Genomic DNA, 17,391 nt, shown 5'->3' with positions numbered 1-17,391 from the left:
TGGTTGGTTTTGCGTGACGATACACCGGGTGGCTTCCTGCCGCAACGTCGCTAGCGCAATTTCCCCGTCAAGTGGATGGCATCCCCGGCGCCGGCAAGCCTGATGGCGCGCCAGCCCTCCGCGTCCACCGGCGCGATCTGCACCGACAGCGCGGAGCAGGGCAGCGGCACGGGTTTGACGAAGCGAACGTCGATATCGTTGCATCGCAGGCCGTGGCGCCGCAGCACCTCGTAGCTGCGCACGAAACTGCCAAAGCCGTGCAGCACCAGGCCGCGGAAGACCGAACGCCGCGCCAGCGGGCCGCACCAGTGGATCGGATTGAAATCGCCGGTCAGCAGCGCGAAGCGCAGGCCGTCGCGGGCGTCGGCCTGCCACTGGCCGGCGCTGGCCCATTGCGGCTCGTCCGTGCTTTCACGCGCGTTGCGAGCCGCGCGTGGGCCGGGCAGCAGAAAACTCATATGCAGCCTGGCTTCCACCAGTGATGGCCGCTGCGCGGTGCCGGTGATCACCGCCACCACGACCTTGATGCGACCGGACGTTTCCACGATCTGCTCGACGGCGGCGCTGACGTGCAGCGGCACGTTGCGCGGCAGCGGTCCGTGGACGCGCAGGCCGACGCCCTGGTTGATCACGCTGGTCAGCTTGAAGGGCAAGCGTAGCAGCAGTTCAGCGACCAGCGGCAAGCTCCATTGCGACACCATATGCGGCGGCAGCTCGTCCGCCGGTCCACTCGCGTCGGCCCATGCGCGGTACGCATCCACCAGCGCCGCCGGCGGCGCAGCGATCACACGCGCCACCGCTTCCGCCAAGCCACGATCCGCCGGCGGCCGCGATGCCGGGATCATCGCATTGAGCAGCGTGTGGCCGACCACGCGCGCGCCGGTCAGCAGCATCGGCATCTGATGGCGCAGCAGGCGATACGGCACGCCGTTCATTGCTGAACCGAATTCACGACCGCCGCCAGCAGCGGCTGCGGCTGATACAGCAAGCGGCGCGGCGTCAGGCCAAGCCGCACCACCACCAACTGTTGCGATGGCACGATGGCGATCGACTGGCCGTCATGCCCCTGCATCCAGTAGGTGTCGGCCGGCAGCTGGAAGCGTGCGTCCGGATTTTGTCCTTCGGGCGTATCGCCCGCCGGCCCGCAGCGCCATACCTGTCCCTGCCCATATTGCCCATTCGACGCCGGCGCCACCTCCCGCATGCCGTCGACAAAACCATCCGGCAGTATGTGTTTGCCTTGCCACTCGCCGTCCTGCAGCAGGAACTGGCCGAAGCGCGCCCAATCCAGCGTGCTCGCATACATGTAGCTGGAGCCGACCAGATTGCCGCGCGCGTCTGCTTCCATCACCGCGCTGTTCATGCCCAGCGGCGCGAACAAACGGTTATGCGGCAGCGCCAGGATGCCGGCCGAGGTGGCGTCGGGGCCCTGCACGGCCGCATCGCCAGCGGCGGCGCGCTGCCAGATGCGCGACAACAGCACCGTCGATCCGCTTGAATAATTCCACTTACTGCCCGGCGCGGCCTCCGCTGGTTGCGCCGCCGTGAACGCCGCCATGTCCGGTTCCAGGTACAGCATGCGTGTCACATCCGATACATCGCCGTAAGCCTCGTTGTAGCGCAAGCCGCTGGTCATCGACATCAGCTGCGCCACCGTGATCCGCGCGCGCGGATCGTCTTGCGGCCAGAAGCCGCTACGTTGCAGCGACAACTTGCCGTCCGCGACCTGCATGCCCACCAGCGCCGCCGTCACCGTCTTGGTCATCGACCATCCCAGCAGCGGCGTGGCGGCGGAGAAGCCGGCGCCATAACGCTGCGCGATCAGGCGCCCGCGATGAATCACCGCCATGCCGCGCATGCCCGGTCCGGCCAGCGCATCCTGCTCCAGCAAGGCCTGCACCGCCGGATTAGTTTCCGCCAGCGCGCCTGTAGGCCATGGCACATTGGGCGAGGGCGCCCAGATCGGAATCGGCTTGAACTGATACCGCGACGCCAGCGCCACATCGCCATCGGGCACCGCCGCACAGCCGGTGCCCGGACGGTACACCGCCATGCCATCACCGATAAACCCAAAGAACTGCGCGCGCACGGTCTTGCGCTGCTGGTCCACGCTCACCTTCAGATACTTCAGCGCCGGATGGCCCGGCGCCTGCACATCGTCGGCCAGCACCGTCTGGCCATCGCGGCCGGCGATAAACACATTCGAACAGACGATCTTGGCGCCGAAGTTGGCGCCGACCTTCAGCAGTTCCGGTGGCCGCACCGCCAGCGTCGCCACGCCGCCCGCGACAATCAACACCACCGCGGCGGCGGTCAATCCGATTTTTGACGCCATTACATGCCAGCCCTGAATTCGACGCCGATTGTGCGCGGCGGCGTGATGTTGGAATACGGCGCGCCATACTGCTTGGTCTGACCCGCCAACGACAATATATAACGCTGGTCGAACACATTATTCACGATCAGCGCCACGCCGTAGCGCGAATCCGGACTATCCCAGCCCACGCGCAAATCGAACTTGCTGGTGGCGGTGCCGGTCTTCAACGTCGCCGTGCGCAGGCACTCCAGCGCCGCCGTGTCGCTGTTGCAGCGCTGCGCCGTCGCATGCGTGCCCTGGAAGTTGACGCTGGCGCGGCCCCGTTCCGTCTCCCAGTTCAGGTTGACGCCAGCCATGGCCGTCAGGCGCGGCGTGCCCACCGGCTGGCCGCTCAGATCCAGCGCCACATGGCCGTCCGCGTCCAGTCGCTGATAACGCGTGTAGTTCTGGTCTATGTACTCAAAACCACCGAACAGCGCCACGCGCGGCGACAGGTGAATCCGGCCGTCGACGTCCAGGCCGTGCGCCTTCTGGTCGCTGGTAATCACGTTATAGGTCGGTATCGTGCCCACGCTGTACAGCTGAATGTCCTGCAGGTTCTTGAATTTGTAGGCGAACAGCGAGGCGTTGATCATGGCGTCGAGCTTGGGCAGCGACAGTTTGACGCCGGCTTCAAAGTTGGTCATCTTCTCCGGCGAGAAGCTCGGGTCTCGGCCGGTGCTGGTGGGCGAGGCCGGATTCGGCGGCGTGAACACATTGAAGCCGCCGGCCTGATAGCCGCGCGACAGGGACGTGAACAGCAGCGTGTCCTGGTTCAGCTTATGATCCAGCACCAGGCGCGGGCTCCAGTCGGTCCACGCTTTTTCGCGCGTCACCGGCACCGCCGCCAGTTCGGCGGCGGTGTTGAAGATCACATTCGATGGAAAGCTTGAAGCGTTCAGGCCCGCCAGCGGCCCGAAGCGGTTCAGAAAATCATCCAGCTGCGGTGAGACGCGCGCGGGCACATGCCACGTCATCCGTTTCTCGTCCCGGCTGTAGCGCAGACCGATGGTGGCGTTGGTCTGCGGTGTCAGATGCCAGATGGTGTCGCCGTAGATGGAAGCGGAGCGCGCGCGCATATCGCTGTCCTGGTTTTCATCCCACGGGAACACCGTATCCGCGCTGATGCCGGGCAGTCCGGCCGCCGCCAACCCGCCGAACAGCATGGCGAAATTCGGCTGACCGCCGGCGAACCGGCTCAAGGTGTCCAGCGTGCCGGTGGTGACGTAGGCGCCGGCACGTTGGTGCTCATTGTTGTGGTAGAAGCTCAGGCCCGCCACCCAGTCCAGCTTTGCGGTCTGGCCGGACAGCTTGAACTCCTGCTGAAAGCTGCGCGCGCGCTTGGCGTCCTGGGTGTTCAGATGCAGGTCCGGGCGCGCGGTGCCGTCATTGTCGGTCAGGTCGTGGGTGTTGAAGCGCCGCCAGCCGGTGGTGGAATTGAAGGTCATGCCTGCCAGCGGCGCCTCGACACGCAGCGTCGCGCCGTTAAATTCGCGGCCCTCGCTGCCTTGCTGGTCGTTGGACAGCGGCGCTTCCAGCGGGTTGACGAAGTTGGCGACATAGGCCGCATCGTACACGCCGCGATAGCCGCCCAGCGGCAGCGCCGGATTCTTGACCACGCCGAAGGCTGGACGTCCATACTGCTCCATGCGCTCATGCTCCCACGAGAGGATCACCTTGGCGGCGTCGAAGTCCTGCCGCAGCGACACGCGCGTGGCCCAGTCCTTGTCGCCGCCGGATTTTTTGCCGGTGGCGGTATTGTCGGCCCAGCCCTCGCTGCCGTTGCGTACCGCGGCGATGCGCACGGCGGTGCTGTCGGAAACGGGCGCGTTGATCATCACATTCGCATCGGCGCGGCCGAAGCGCCCCAGCTTGACGCTAGCCTCCGCCTCCTCCTTGTACACCGGCTCATTGCTGGTGATGGCGATGGCGCCGGCCGCGCTGTTACGGCCGAACAGCGTGCCTTGCGGTCCCTTGACCACTTCAATGTGCTGCACGTCGATAAAGTTCATCAGCGCGCCACCGGTCTTGCCGGTGTAGATGCCATCAACATAGATGCCGACCGGGGAATCGGTGGCGATGCCGAAGTCGCCTGTCTGCACACCGCGGATGCCGAACGAGGGCTGGGTGGGTTCGATGGCGTCGACCGTCAGCCCGGGAATGTAGCCGTTCAGGTCCGCCAGGTCCTTGGCGCCGACGGCCTGGATATCCCTGCTGGAGATGACCTGCATGGTCATGGGCACATCCTGCGCCAGTTGTTTGCGCGACTGCGTGGTGACCACCACGGACTGCACCTCGTCGGCGGCGCATGCCGCCGGCGCGAGAAAAGCCGTAGCCAGGCTTGCGGCGACGATGGTGCGCTGCGTGTTCATGTCATTTTTCCTTGCGATCTTTCAGATCGAAGGAATTATGCCTACACTCAGACCTTGTGGGAAGGGGATAGCTTGATCATCAGTGCGAGAATGGCGCCCAGCAGGTGCGCTTGCCAGACCACGCGCACGTCGGCGGGCAGGTCTGACCATGGCGCCGCATAGCCCAGGGCTTCGGCGGCGATCTTGCCGGGCAGCGCGACCGCCAGTAGCAGCAGGGTGCTGCGCGCCATGGTACCGGCGCGCGGCCAGAGCACGCGCGCCGCCAACACCACCAGCAGCACGGCGATGCCGGAGGCGCCACGATAGACCAGGCAATCAGGGGCAAGCAGCAGCAGGCCGGTGCTGATCAGGGGCATGGCCAGCGCCAGCGTCAGGCACAGACGCCGCCAGCCCAGTGCCGGAAGGGCGATGGCGCCCGCCACCAGCGCGGTGGCTCCATCGATCAGCGCGTGCTGCGCCGAATAGTGGACCAGATGGGCGGTCCACAAGCGCCAGATTTCGCCCGCCAGTATCGCGTGGCGGTCGAATTCCAGTAGCTCAGCGACGGCGGTTGACGCCATACGCCACGCCGCCCAGCAGCATCGCCATTGCGAGGCTGATCCAGCCCATGGCGCCGCCGCCTTTGTAGCCGGCCTTGTTTTCGACCTTGTACGCGGCATTGTTCTTGATGCGCTCACGGAAGTTGTCCAGCTCCGTTTGCAGCGCCGGAATCAGTTGGTCGACGGCGCGCTCATAGCCCTCGCCGCCGGCCTGGCGTGCTTTTTCGCTAATGCCCGACAGGCTGGCGCTGCCCTTCACGCGGCTGGTGCCCGGCGCGCGGAACAGCAGTTGACGGCTCTTGACGTCGAATACGGCGGCATCGACCATGGTCTGCACGTCGTACTGTTCGCCGTGCACGACGTAGGCGCCGATGATGGTCCAGTACAGCACCGACAGCGCGTTGCTGTCGTTGAACTGCACCTGGTCGTAGGAGACCAGGGTGACGACTTCCACGTCAAACATGCGCGCCACCTGTTCCAGATTGGTGAAGCCGCCCTTGGCCCTAAGGTACTGCGAGGGGATGATTTCGATCTTGCCGATGTATTCGTGCTTGGAGAAGGAGTCGCGCACGCGCTCCAGCAGTTTGATCTTCGCTGCTTCCGGCAGACCGCTGTTCCAGTTCGCGCCGGGCACGAAGGCGATGCCCACCTTGACCGGCGGCCGCAATTTGACCACGGTCGGCGTCATCTCCGGCGGGGTTTTCGCGTCCGGGTACAGATAATCGACGATGCTGCCGGTTTGCTTGGCGCCAGTTGGACTGCGCCACGCGACGCAACTGCTCAATGTCGCGGCAGCGATGACGATCGCCAGGACTTTCATAAATCTCATAGGTCTCTCCTCACTTGAAGACCGTGAGTATAAACAGACAAGATTGAATCGCAAAACACTGTTGATCAAGGTATCAGCATCCGCCGCAGACAGTACCGGCGCGGTGGACTTGGCCACGTCGTTCCCAATTTCTTGGGAACGACGTAGGCCAGGCTCAGAAGCTGGTTGAGATGCCGGCGTACACCGAGCGGCGTTCGCCGTATTGCGGGGCGCCCACGCCGACGCCGGAGCCGTCGCGCAGCAGGTACACTTTGTCGAAGGCGTTGACCAGGGCCAGGCGGCCCTCGACGGTGCCCACCGGCGTGGCTTTCCACGTGTGCGTCAGCGCCAGGTTGACGGTGGTGTAGTGCGGCAGGTGGCCCGAGTTCGGCCCGCCGCCGTCCGGCGTCAGGCGCAGGCCGCTGCCGTACAGGACGTCGCCGCTGATCTGCGAATCACCCCAGTGGTAGTGCGCGCCACCCGATGCCGTCACGGTCTGATCGTGATCGACGTGGATGTAGTGGTTGGCGATGTAGGCCAGTTCGTCCGGTCCGAACAGCGACTGGCCGGAGGTGATGTTGGTGGCCTCGGCCTTCTGCGTGGTGACGTTGAGGAAGCCGCCCCAGTTCTTCTGGCTGTAAATCGCCGACAGCTCCAGTCCCTTGGCATAGCCACGGTCGTAGTTGAACGGCGACAGGATCAGCGCCTGGCCGAACTGGCCTTCATCCAGCATGTTGCGGATCTTCTTGTAGTAGGCGTCCGCCGTTACCGTCAGCGCGCTGGTGAACTGGTGGCTGAGGCCGATATCATAGTAGTTGGTGCGCTCGGACTTGACGTTGTCCGATACCGCCACCTCCGGCGCGTTCGAGGTGCCCGCGTATTTGTCGATGCTCGACTGCGCCGCCAGTTCCTGCGGCGGCGGCGTGAAGTAGCGCGAGTAGCCGGCGTGCAGCGCCGTGCCCTTGTCCAACTGATAGGCGACGTTGACGCGCGGGCTCCATTGCTGTTCGCTGACGAAGGCGTCCACCTTGTCGAAGCGTACACCGTAGTTGACCGTCAGCGGCGCGCTGATATGCCATTCATCCTGCAGGTAGACGCTGGACAGCTTGCCGGTCTTGCTGCTGTTGTCGATGATGGTGCGCGGATCGGTGCTGGCTTGGGTGCCGTCGTCGTTCACGTCGAACACGCCGACGGTGTTGTCGCTGTGCGTGGTCTGGCGCGTGTAGGCCAGGCCGGTGCGCAGCGTGTGCGCGCTATTGAGCTTGTAGCTGGCGTCGAACTGCACGCCGTTGGCGGTGTTCGAACGCAGCGTGTCGGAGGCGACGCCGTTGTAGGCCAGATCGCCGATCTGGTCGGGCGTGTAATGCAGTTCCGAATACTGGTGGAAGCCGGACAGCTGGTAATTCAGGTCGCCGACGCTCTTTTGCAGCGACAGCACCAGGAAGCGGTTCACCTCACGCTGGCGCTCATCCAGTTGCGACGAGGCCGGCGCGGTGGCGCCGGTGACGGCAAACGCCGGCTGCTGGTCCGGATTGTTCGGAATCTGGAAGCGGCCATTGTAGGTGCCGAACATCAGGCCCAGGCGGGTATTGTCGTCCAGGAAGTAGGACAGCGTGCCGAAGGATTTGGCTTGTCTGGTTTCGTCATGCAGCGCGTTGCGGGTCGGCAGCGGATTCTCGATGCCGAGATTATTCGACAGGTAGCTGCCGGACAGGTAGTAGTTAAAGGCGCCCTGAGTACCGAAGAATTCCGCGCTGGGCTGCACGTGATCGTGGCTGCCCACCAGCACGCCGACCCGGCCGCCGGATTGCGGCTGGCCTTCCTTGGTCTGAATATCGACGATGCCGGCGGTGCGCAGGCCAAATTGCGCCGGCAGCGCGCCGGTAATGAAGTCGGTCGATTCGACAAAGCGCGTGTCGATCGACTGACCGAAGCCGCTGATCGACTCCGGCAACTGCACGCCGTTGACACGGTACTGCACATTGGCGTGATCGTCGCGCACGTGGATCGAGCCGGAGGCCTTGGAATCCTGGCTCACGCCCGGAAGGCGCAGCAGCACTTCGTTGAACGGCGTGTTATCGCCCTGGCCCAACTGGTCGACCATGTGTCTGTCGATGCTGTAGATGGTGGTGCCGACATTTGGCGACAAATCGATGCGCGCGCTTTTCAGGTGGGCGGCGGTGACATCCACTTGTGGTATGACGTCGTTGTCGTCGGCGAAGGCTTGGTGAGCGGAGAAAATGGTGGCCAGCAGCAGCGGCAGGGTACGGAGTTGCATGTTAAATCCTTAAAATATTCGGGCGTGACGATGCCGGGCGGCCCACGGAGGGGCCGCGCAACAAGTAGCGATCAGGAGAAAACAGCAACGCCGGGTGGCGCGTGGGAAGGCGGGGTCAGATAGTTGGTTTGCGCGGCGCGCACCACGCGGGCTGGCGCCAGCACTGGCAGCGCGCTTGGCGGCGCCATCGGCGCGACCGATACCGTTACCGGCGGCACGCCGCCGGCGGGCATGTCGGCGATGACGCACGCGGCGCAATCGGGTTCGTGCTGGGCGTAGTCGTGCTTGTGTGCCGCCACGCCAAACAGCTGCACCGCCAGGAACAGCAGGACGAACAACATCATGACGCGTTGATAACGTGTCTGGCGATGTGCCGCGCTGCGATTGATGTTCCGGTGGTTCATCCCCGGATTTTACAACGGATCGGGGCTATCAGTGTGGTTGATTTGAATAGGATTCGCCCACCAGGCCGCGGCGCGTGGCCAGCACCACCGCGTGGGTGCGTGCCGTTGCGCCAAGCTTGTCAAAAAGGCCCTTGACGTGGGTTTTCACCGTGCCGACGCCGATGCCCAGTTCACGCGCGATCGACTTGTTGCACTGGCCCTGCGCCAGCAGCTGCAGCACGTCGGTCTCGCGGCTGGTCAGGCCGATGCGGGTGAAGCTGTCGGCGACGCAGCGGCTCAGTTCCGGGCTCAGGTAACGCATGCCGCGGCTCAGTGTGCGCACGGCGGTCAGCAGCTGTTCGGTGTCCGAGTGTTGCAGCAGGTAGCCATGCACGCCGGCCATCATGGCGGTGCGCACCTCCCATTCGCGTTCCAGCTGGGTGACGATCAGCACGCGCGGCGGCTGGTTGTCGCCGTGGTGGGCGGCGGCGCTGCGTCGCATGTGTTCCAGGCCGTTGCGGTGATCGAGAATGAGCACGTCGGCGTTGACCGGCGCGGTGGCCTGGTCGGCGCCGGCAACGGTGATCTGCAGGTCGCTGTGTGTGCCGAGCAGCGCTGCCAGGCCGGCGCTGACGATGGCGTCGGCGTGCGCGATCAGCACGTTCACCTTTTCGCCTTGCAGGACGATGCCGTTGGTGCTGCCGGCGCTGGCCTGTGGCCAGGAACGGTTATCCATACGCATGTGACTCTCCTTGAATTAAAAGCGGGTGTCGCTTGATGGCGATGATGGGTTGAAGATTAATCTCTCCTGCCATTTTTGCCACGCCCCGATCCGGGAGGATTGACCTAACCATATGGAGGTATAGCCAATACCTTGCGTACATGGCATGCTTGCAGCCATAACGCCGAACTTCAACCAAAAAATCCCATGAATCCCGCACCTATCACCATCCTGAGCGTGGATGACCATCCCATGTTCCGCGAAGGTATCGCCAGCGTGATCGCCGACGAGCAAGACATGCTGCTGGTGGAGGAGGCGACCAACGGCGTGCAGGCGGTGGAAGCCTACCGGCGCCTGAAGCCCGACGTGACGCTGATGGATATCCAGATGCCCGAGATGAACGGCATCGACGCCACGCTCGCCATCCGCAAGGAATTCCCCGACGCCCGCATCGTGGTGCTGACCACCTACGAGGGCGACGTGCTGGCGCAGCGCGCGATTGCCGCCGGCGCGGCCGGCTATCTGCTCAAGAGCATGCTGCGCAAGGAGCTGCTGGCGACCATCCGCTGCGTGCACGAAGGCCGCAGCAGCATTCCGCCGGTGGTGGCCAGCGGCATCGCCGAACATTGGCATGAGGGTGCGCTGAGCAAGCGCGAAGTGGAAGTGCTGCAGCTGGTGGCCGGAGGCCAGAGCAACAAGCGCATCGGCATGCACCTGGCGATTTCCGAGGAAACCGTCAAGGTCCACATGAAGAGCATTCTGGCCAAGCTCAATGCCAGCGACCGCACCCACGCCGTCACGCTGGCGATCGAGCGCGGCATCCTTGACCTGCATACCTGCGGCGTGGTTTAGCCACTACGCCGCTTCCCGCCGCAGCCAGCGCCGCAGCGCGCTTGGCCTGCGCCGATACACCACCGATCCCGGCGCGCACACCCGCACCTCGGTGCCCATGCCGGCGCGGCACCACAGCTCCAGCGCCGCGCCGATCTTCAGCGCCCGTTCGCGCATGCCGGGCAGGCCCCAGTGGCCGGGGCGCCCGCCGTTTGCCAGCACCTGCTCGCCGATGCCGCCGCCATCGTCACGCACGCGCAGCGTGAAGCTGTTGACGGCGTAACCCAGTTCCAGCTCGATGCGGCTGGCGCCCGCGTGACGGAAGGCGTTGAGCAGCGCTTCGTGGCCGATGTGGTACAGATGTGCGCGGGCCTCCTCGGTGAACGGCGTTTTCTGACCGGTCACGATCAGCGCGAAGTTGGCCGCATGTTCCTCGCGCAGCGCCTTTCCGAGTTCGCCCAGCATCTGAGGCAGGTCGTTCAGAGGCGTCTGCTCGCCGCGCAGGCCGCGCACCTGGTTGCGGCCTTCAGCGATCACCTGGTCGGCCTGATTCAAGATTTTTTCCACCAACTGATAGGCATCGCTGTCCGGCGGCAGGCGGCGCAGCAGCGTCTGCACGCGCAGCATCAGGCCCTGAACGCTTTGCAGGAACGTGTCGTGCAGCGTGCGGGCGATGCGTTCGCGTTCATCGGCGCGGACCTCCAGCCGCCTGCGCAACTGGCGTGTGACATGACGCAGCCGCAGTCGGTAGATGAGCCATAGCAGCCCGGCGACGGCCGCCGTGCACACCAGCTTGAACCACAGGGTTTCGACGAAGGTGGGAGGAATGCTGAAGGTCAGCGTGGTTTCCCGCGGCGTCCACACGCCGTCCTCGTTGGCCGCCAGCACGCGGAAGCGGTAATCGCCCGGACTCAGGTTGGTGTAGAACGCTTGACGGCGCGCGCCGGCGTCTTGCCAGTCGCGGTCCACGCCATCGAGCCGGTAGCGGAAGCGCACGCGTTCCGGCACGCTCAGGCTCAGCGCCGTGTAGTCGATGCGCAGATGGTCGGTGGATTCAGGTAGTTGCAGGCCTGGCTGCGGGCTGTAACGCTGTTCGCCGGCCACCAGTTCCTGCACCAGTACCGCCGGCGGCACCGGATTGCGCGCGATCCGCGCCGGATTGATCCAGTTGACGCGGTTGGCCGATGCCATCCACAGCAGGCCGTCGTCAGCCAGCACCAGCGAGGGCATGGGGCGCAGCTGCGAGGCGGCGCCCGGCAAACCGTCGTGGGCGTCGAAGCGTTCGTAATCGACCGCGCGGCCGGGCGTGAGCACGGCCAGCCGCACTTGCTCCGCGCTGACGCGGCTCAGTCCCTCGGTGCCGAACAGCCACAGGTCGCCGGCCGTGCTGCGGGCGATGCCGGACACGCCGCGGAACGTCTCGCCCTGTACGCCACGCAGCGGGATGAAGCGCGTGCCGTCGAACCAGGCCACGCCACGTTCGCCGCCCGCCCACAGTTGCGTGCCACTGCGGTGGAGCGTCAGCACATTGCCCAGTTCCAGTCCCTGCGGCGCGCCGTAGACGGTGACATGGCCGTCATGCAGGCGCGCGATGTGGTTGCGCATGTAACCGGCCCACAGCGCACCGTCCGCGCCTTCGATCAGCGATGTGGGAAACTGGTCTGCCATGTCGGGCGACGGCGGCGGTAACGCGGGTTGCCGTCGCCAGACGCCGTCCTTCAGCAAGTACAGGCCCTCGCGGACCACCGACACCCACAGGCAGCCGCCGGCCGCGCGGCTCATGGCCTGGACCTCGTAGCTCCGCGCCTCCGGCGGCAGCGGATAGCGTTGTGCGCGCTTGCCCGTCACGTTCCAAACGCTATCGCTGTTGCCGGCCCATAGCTCGCCGTCCGGATCGCGGGACAGTGCCGAGATGCTGGCGGACGGCATCTGGCGTCGCTTGCCCTCCGGCCCCAATGCGTGCAATGCGCCGAGGCGGTCGCCGGCCCAGACACCGTCGCCATTGGCCGGCGCGATGGCCGGATGGTTGAAGGTGGTTTGCAAAGGCAGTGTCAGAAGGCGGTTGCGGCGGAAGCGGTTCAGGCCGGCCGACGTCCCGATCCACACATTGCCTTCGCGGTCCTGGAAGAAGCTTTGCGGCAGACCGCCGTTCAGGTCCTGCGGTTGCGGCGGGCCGTTGCCACCGGCGGCGCGCCGTTCCAGACCGCCGGCGCGGAACAGCCACTGGTTGCCGTCGCGGTCGAAATACATATTGGCGCCCCGCAGCACGGGCCTGGTGGCCGGCTCGCCGGGAGGCGCCTCGGCCCATACGCGGTAGTAGTTGTCGCCGTCGGACGCCCATAGCGTGCCGTCCGGCGCCAGCGCCAGCGCTCTCAAGTCGGCGCGCGGCCAGGCCGGACGAAACGGCGCGCCGGTATTCGGGCGGCTGTAAATGCCGCCAAGGATGGTCGCCCACTGGCGGCCGGTTTTATCGAACAGCACCTGACGCACGCGCCGCGCCGGCAGGCCTTGTTCCGTGCCGACAGCAACGAAGCGGTCGCCCGCCAGCCGCGCCAGGCCGTCGCGCGCGGCCACCCACAGCACGCCGTCCGGCGCGCGGGCAATGCCGGTGATGGCGCCGGCCGGCAAGCCCTGGCTGGCCGTGTAGTGGCGCGCCTGGCCGTTGTGGAAGTGGCTGATGCCGCCGCCGATGCGGTAGCCCACCCACAATCCGCCTTCCGGCGGTGCGTACAGCGTGCGCACGCTGGACGACAGCAAGGCTTGGCCTTCGACGCTGTCCATGCGCTCATAGCGTTTGCCGTCGAAGCGATACAGGCCGGTGCCGGCGGCCATCCATAGCCAGCCGTCGCTGGTCTGCGCGATACTGAGGATATCGACCGGCGCGCTATCGAGCGCGCCCCACGCGGTGTGGGTGAATTGTTCGAGCAGGCGCGCCGCCGGTTGCTGCGCCTGTGCCGTGGTGAAGCACAGCATGCCGCACAATGCGGCGGCGTGCAGGAGCCGGGATGCGCGTGCGGTCGTCATAAATCCAGGTGGTGTAAGGAATGTGATAATTTTAGCACCGGTACCGGCGCTGGCCGCCACCCCCCAAAGGAGGGGGGAAGGATCAATCAATACCGGTGATGTGTAAAACGGCGGCTGTCACTACACTGTGCGCACGATTTAACTACCTGGAGTCACGCTAAATCATGAAAATGTATATCGTATCGATAGCTGTCGGCCTGCTGGTCGGCCTGATCTACGGCTTCCTCAATGTGCGTTCGCCGGCGCCGCCGGTGATTGCGCTGCTTGGCCTGCTCGGCATGCTGCTGGGCGAACAGTTGCCGCCGCTGCTGCGTCAATTGTGGCAACCGGAAGCGCCGAAAGTGTCGTGGATCGAAGACCACGTCAAACCGCATTGTTTTGGCCAACTGCCAACCGCGCAGAAAACCGATGAAAACCGGAGCATCTAAATGACGCAAGCAACCCAAACGCCAGACCTGATCCTGCACCGCGGCCTGTTCACCACCCTGGACCGCGCCAATCCTACCGCCGAAGCGGTCGCCATCAAGGACGGCAAGTTCATCGCCGTCGGCCGCGCCAATGAAGTGATGGCGCTGGCCGGCCCGAACACCCGCGTTATCGACCTGCACGGCAAGCGTGTGCTGCCAGGCCTGATCGACAACCACTGCCACATCATCCGTGGCGGTCTGAATTTCAATCTGGAGCTGCGCTGGGACGGCGTGCGTTCGCTGGCCGACGCCATGGCCATGCTGAAGGCACAAGTGGCCATCACCCCGGCGCCGCAATGGGTGCGCGTGGTGGGCGGCTTCACCGAACACCAGTTCGCGGAAAAACGTCTGCCGACCATCGAGGAACTGAACGCCGTGGCGCCCGACACGCCGGTGTTCATCCTGCATCTGTACGATCGCGCGCTGCTGAACGGCGCCGCGCTGCGCGCCGTCGGCTACACCAAGGACACGCCGGAACCGCCGGGTGGCCAGATTCTGCGTGACGGCTCGGGCAATCCGACCGGCCTGCTGCTGGCCAAGCCGAACGCCGCGATCCTGTACGCCACGCTGGCGAAAGGCCCGAAACTGCCGCTGGAATACCAGGTCAACTCGACCCGCCACTTCATGCGCGAGCTGAATCGCCTGGGCATCACCGGTGTGATCGACGCCGGCGGCGGCTTCCAGAACTATCCGGAAGACTACCAGGTGATCCAGCAACTGTCGGACGAAAAGCAGCTGACCGTGCGCCTGGCCTACAACCTGTTCACGCAAAAGCCCAAGCAGGAGAAGGAAGACTTCCTGAACTGGACGCAAAGCGTCAAGTACCAGCAGGGAGACGACTACTTCCGCCACAACGGCGCCGGCGAAATGCTGACCTTCTCGGCGGCCGACTTCGAAGACTTCCGCGAGCCGCGTCCGGACATGCCGGCCAATATGGAAGACGACCTGGAAGGCGTGGTGCGGGTGCTGGCGCAAAACCGCTGGCCGTGGCGCATGCACGCGACCTACGATGAAACCATCAGCCGCGCGCTGGACGTGTTCGAGCGCGTCAACCAGGATATCCCGCTGGAGGGCCTGAACTGGTTCTTCGACCACGCCGAAACCATTTCGGACCAGTCGATCGACCGTATCGCCGCGCTGGGCGGCGGTATCGCCGTGCAGCACCGCATGGCTTACCAGGGCGAGTACTTCATCGAGCGTTATGGTCACGGCGCGGCCGAGGCCACGCCACCGATTAAAAAAATCATCGAGGCCGGCGTAAAAACCTCGGCCGGCACCGACGCCACCCGCGTCGCCTCGTACAATCCGTGGGTGTCGCTGGCCTGGATGATCACCGGTAAAACCGTCAGCGGCGCGCAGCTGTACCCGCGCGCCAATTGCCTGGACCGCGAGACCGCGCTGCGCATGTGGACCGAGAACACCACCTGGTTCTCCAATGAAGAAGGCAAGAAAGGCCGCATCCAGGTCGGTCAGCTGGCCGACATGATCGTGCCGGACAAGGACTTCTTCGCCTGCGCCGAAAGCGAAATCTGGGACCTGAACTCCGAGCTGACCGTGGTTGGCGGCAAAGTGGTGTACGCGGCCGGCGCCTTCGCCAGCCATGATCTGCCGCCGCCGCCGGCCATGCCCGACTGGTCGCCGGTGCGTCGTTTCGGCGGCTATGCCGGCTGGGGCGAGAAGCAGGGCACCAGCCGTGCCGCGCTGAAGGAACTGGAAAAGCGTCAGCTGCAGCAGAAGCGTGAACGCGAGCAGCAGGCCGCCGCCTGCGGTTGCGCCAACAACTGCAATGTGCACGGCCACCAGCACGCCAACTCGTGGGGCAGCAAGGCGCCGGTGTCCGACCTGAAGAGCTTCTGGGGCGCGCTGGGTTGCGCCTGCTGGGCGGTGTGATGCACACCCCGTCGATAGTGACGACCACGGCGCAAAAAGCGCCGTGGATACGCTGGGTATGTCTGTTGCTGCTGTGTGCCGCCTATCTTCAGGGTGGGATCAACAAGCTGACCGACTTTAACTCGGCCATCGGCGAGATGCGGCATTTCGGCCTGTCGCCGGCGGCGCCTTGGGCGGCGCTGGTGATCGCGCTGGAGCTGGGCGCCTCGGTCGCCATCCTCACTGGCTATTACCGCTGGCTGGGCGCGGGCTTCCTCGGCGTATTCACGCTGATGGCCACCTTCCTCGCCAATCGTTTCTGGGAGATGGGTGGCCAGGAGCGCTTCATGGCGGCGAACAGTTTTTTCGAGCACCTGGGTTTGACCGGCGCCTTCCTGCTGGTGGCCTGGCTCGATTTGCAGAAAGGTAGTAATGGAACGCGGTGATATCAAACAAGGCGCGGCCTTGGGCTTTTTGGCGGGCTACGTCGACACGCTGGGCTTTGTCGGGCTATTCGGCCTGTTCACGGCCCATGTGACGGGCAACTTCGTGCTGATCGGCCGCGGGCTGATCGAGCCATCGCAAACGATCGCCATCAAGTTGATGGTGTTCCCGGTGTTTATCCTGTTCGTCGCGCTGGCGCGGCTGGCGATTCTGCGCTGGGAGCGCAATGGCGGCAAGGTGCTGCGCAACAGCTTCCTGTTCCAGTTGTTCATGATGCTGGCGACGGTGCTGTGCGCATGGCATGCGGCGCCGGTGGTGGAAGCCTCGGCGCCACTGACGCTGTTGACCGGCATGCTGTGCGCCGGCGCGATGGCGGTGCAAAACTGCTATGGCAAGCTGCTGCTGGGTAAAACCGCCGCCACCACCGTCATGACGGGCAACGTCACGACGCTGGTGATCGAGATGGTGGATTCGCTGCGCGGCGATCCGGAAGCGATCGGCCGCTGCAAGAAGCTGGCCTGGCCGGTGCTGGCGTTTGCCGCCGGCTGCATGCTGGGCGGCGTGGCCTTTCTCTACGCTGGCTTCCACGGCCTGCTGTTGCCGTGCGTGCTGCTGGTGTGGCTGGCCTTCGCGGCCAAGGATTAAATCGAGATAATCCCGCGTTTCAGGGCGATCGTCACCGCGTGGGTGCGGTCGTTCGCGGCCAGCTTGGCCAGCACGTTTTTCATGTGAGCCTTGACGGTTTCCTCGGAAATCGTCAGGCGCTCGGCGATGCGGCGATTGGAATGTCCACTCGCCGCATAATTCAACACTTCCATTTCGCGTGGGCTCAACGGGCCCTGGCCCATGTGCTGGGCCAGTTCCATCGCGATCTCCGGCGGGATGCGGCGCTGCCCCATGTGCACGCCGCGTACCGTGTCCAGCAAATCCTTGCGCAGCGTACTCTTCAACAGGAAACCGGCGGCGCCGCCTTGCACGGCGCGCAGGATCTGCGCGTCGCCCTTGTAGGTGGTAAGCATGACCACGCGCGCGTGGTTATGCTCGCGGCGGATGGCGTGCAACGCATCGACCCCGTTTAGTTCCGGCATGGCGATATCCATGATGGTGACATCGGGCCGCAGACGCCCGTAGGCGTCCACGGCCTCGCGGCCGTTGGCGGCTTCGCCGACCACGCGCATATCGCCCTGGCTGGAGATGGCCTCGGTCAGGCCAGCGCGCAGCAAGGGGTGATCGTCGACGACGAGCACGGAAATAGGGCGGGGTGAAGTACTCATATCCATACAACCGATTCTACAGAAT

General features: G+C 65.0%; 15 protein-coding genes. 5 read left to right on the top strand and 10 right to left on the bottom strand.

Features of this window, described 5'->3' with window-relative positions; all coding sequences use genetic code 11:
- Positions 1–50 precede the first annotated feature (50 nt).
- The 8 genes from GTP44_RS11965 to GTP44_RS11930 all read right to left on the bottom strand — a co-directional run bounded on the left by GTP44_RS11965 (position 51) and on the right by GTP44_RS11930 (position 9,478).
- Positions 51–935 carry a MaoC/PaaZ C-terminal domain-containing protein gene (locus tag GTP44_RS11965; protein ID WP_161019610.1) on the bottom strand — a complete coding sequence of 295 codons (885 nt, stop codon included), beginning with the start codon at positions 933–935 and terminating at the stop codon, positions 51–53.
- On the bottom strand, positions 932–2,335 hold the full coding sequence (locus tag GTP44_RS11960; RefSeq protein ID WP_161019609.1) for a serine hydrolase domain-containing protein: 1,404 nt from the start codon (positions 2,333–2,335) through the stop codon (positions 932–934). Before GTP44_RS11960 ends, GTP44_RS11965 begins: the two co-directional genes overlap by 4 nt.
- Positions 2,335–4,728: a TonB-dependent receptor gene (locus GTP44_RS11955; RefSeq protein WP_161019608.1), complete on the bottom strand. Its 2,394-nt coding sequence runs from the start codon at positions 4,726–4,728 to the stop codon at positions 2,335–2,337. Before GTP44_RS11955 ends, GTP44_RS11960 begins: the two co-directional genes overlap by 1 nt.
- Before the next feature lie 47 nt (positions 4,729–4,775).
- Entirely contained in the window at positions 4,776–5,288 is a 513-nt protein-coding gene (gene rrtA, locus GTP44_RS11950) for a rhombosortase (protein ID WP_161019607.1), read from the bottom strand.
- Complete coding sequence (gene rhlP, locus GTP44_RS11945) at positions 5,266–6,096, bottom strand: rhombotarget lipoprotein (RefSeq protein ID WP_161019606.1); 831 nt, start codon at positions 6,094–6,096, stop codon at positions 5,266–5,268. Before rhlP ends, rrtA begins: the two co-directional genes overlap by 23 nt.
- A gap of 154 nt (positions 6,097–6,250) precedes the next feature.
- Complete coding sequence (locus GTP44_RS11940) at positions 6,251–8,353, bottom strand: TonB-dependent receptor (protein WP_161019605.1); 2,103 nt, start codon at positions 8,351–8,353, stop codon at positions 6,251–6,253.
- Positions 8,354–8,424: 71 nt separating this feature from the next.
- Entirely contained in the window at positions 8,425–8,697 is a 273-nt protein-coding gene (locus tag GTP44_RS11935) for a hypothetical protein (protein WP_229256306.1), read from the bottom strand.
- 88 nt (positions 8,698–8,785) lie between these two features.
- The gene (locus GTP44_RS11930; RefSeq protein ID WP_160988916.1) at positions 8,786–9,478 is read right to left on the bottom strand and encodes a LuxR C-terminal-related transcriptional regulator; all 693 of its coding nucleotides are present in this window, start codon (positions 9,476–9,478) and stop codon (positions 8,786–8,788) included.
- Positions 9,479–9,664: 186 nt separating this feature from the next.
- On the opposite strand from GTP44_RS11930, the gene GTP44_RS11925 reads away from it, so the two are divergent.
- Entirely contained in the window at positions 9,665–10,309 is a 645-nt protein-coding gene (locus GTP44_RS11925) for a response regulator (protein ID WP_161019604.1), read from the top strand.
- Positions 10,310–10,312: 3 nt separating this feature from the next.
- Here the strand turns inward: GTP44_RS11925 and GTP44_RS11920 are convergent, their stop codons facing one another.
- Complete coding sequence (locus GTP44_RS11920) at positions 10,313–13,312, bottom strand: ligand-binding sensor domain-containing protein (RefSeq protein WP_161019603.1); 3,000 nt, start codon at positions 13,310–13,312, stop codon at positions 10,313–10,315.
- A 164-nt stretch (positions 13,313–13,476) separates the two neighbouring features.
- Between GTP44_RS11920 and GTP44_RS11915 the strand changes: the two genes are divergently transcribed.
- Genes GTP44_RS11915 through GTP44_RS11900 form a run of 4 tightly spaced genes read left to right on the top strand, consistent with a single transcriptional unit; the run spans position 13,477 to position 16,737 of the window.
- Positions 13,477–13,740, top strand: a complete 264-nt coding sequence (locus GTP44_RS11915) for a DUF1427 family protein (RefSeq protein ID WP_202412649.1) — start codon at positions 13,477–13,479, stop codon at positions 13,738–13,740.
- Entirely contained in the window at positions 13,741–15,669 is a 1,929-nt protein-coding gene (locus GTP44_RS11910) for an amidohydrolase (RefSeq protein ID WP_161019602.1), read from the top strand. It abuts the gene before it with no gap.
- Positions 15,669–16,094: a DoxX family protein gene (locus GTP44_RS11905; RefSeq protein ID WP_161019601.1), complete on the top strand. Its 426-nt coding sequence runs from the start codon at positions 15,669–15,671 to the stop codon at positions 16,092–16,094. Before GTP44_RS11910 ends, GTP44_RS11905 begins: the two co-directional genes overlap by 1 nt.
- Positions 16,081–16,737, top strand: coding sequence for a YoaK family protein (locus tag GTP44_RS11900; RefSeq protein WP_161019600.1), 657 nt, complete (start codon positions 16,081–16,083; stop codon positions 16,735–16,737). The genes GTP44_RS11905 and GTP44_RS11900 overlap by 14 nt, the downstream gene beginning before the upstream one ends.
- On the opposite strand, the gene GTP44_RS11895 is transcribed toward GTP44_RS11900, so the two are convergent.
- Positions 16,734–17,372, bottom strand: coding sequence for a response regulator (locus GTP44_RS11895; protein WP_160988922.1), 639 nt, complete (start codon positions 17,370–17,372; stop codon positions 16,734–16,736). The genes GTP44_RS11900 and GTP44_RS11895 overlap by 4 nt on opposite strands.
- Positions 17,373–17,391 lie beyond the last annotated feature (19 nt).

Origin of the sequence: Duganella lactea (assembly GCF_009857505.1) — a bacterium.
Classification (GTDB): domain Bacteria; phylum Pseudomonadota; class Gammaproteobacteria; order Burkholderiales; family Burkholderiaceae_D; genus Rugamonas; species Rugamonas lactea.
Note: the sequence above shows the minus strand (reverse complement) of the source record. Positions and strands in the feature narration are given on the sequence as shown.